General features: G+C 40.3%; 1 tRNA gene and 1 rRNA gene. Both read right to left on the reverse strand.

Annotated elements, in window-relative coordinates:
• Positions 1–94 (reverse strand): 23S ribosomal RNA (locus D0T85_RS21975); the annotation flags it as partial.
• A 245-nt stretch (positions 95–339) separates the two neighbouring features.
• Positions 340–413: transfer RNA gene (locus D0T85_RS21980), tRNA-Ala, on the reverse strand.
• Between the last annotated feature and the right edge of the window lie 16 nt (positions 414–429).

Below are 429 nucleotides of genomic sequence, written 5' to 3' on the forward strand. Positions count from 1 at the left end.
TATTTGCACCTTACCCAAGCTTATCGCAGCTTATCACGTCCTTCATCGCCTCCGAGAGCCAAGGCATCCACCATGTGCCCTTATTTACTTTCTTTGTTCTTTGAGTAATGAGTAGTGAGTGATGAGTAGTGAGTTTAACCTTGCGGAATAGAACTCAATACTGTAAACTCTTAACTCAATACTTAAAGGGTTGAATCATACTTTTAGCTCGTTACTAAAAATATTGTTTACTTTTTGCTTGTACATCATGTCAAAGATCGTGTTTCAAGTTATGAGTGAGTGAGAAGTTTTGAGTATAGAACTCAAGACTCAGTACTCTAAACTCAGTACTTAAAAGAGTGGAGAATAACGGATTCGAACCGTTGACCCCCTGCGTGCAAGGCAGGTGCTCTAGCCAGCTGAGCTAATCCCCCGAAAGTAATGAAGAAT

It is taken from the genome of Bacteroides sp. 519, assembly GCF_010500955.1.
Classification (GTDB): Bacteria; Bacteroidota; Bacteroidia; order Bacteroidales; family Bacteroidaceae; genus Bacteroides.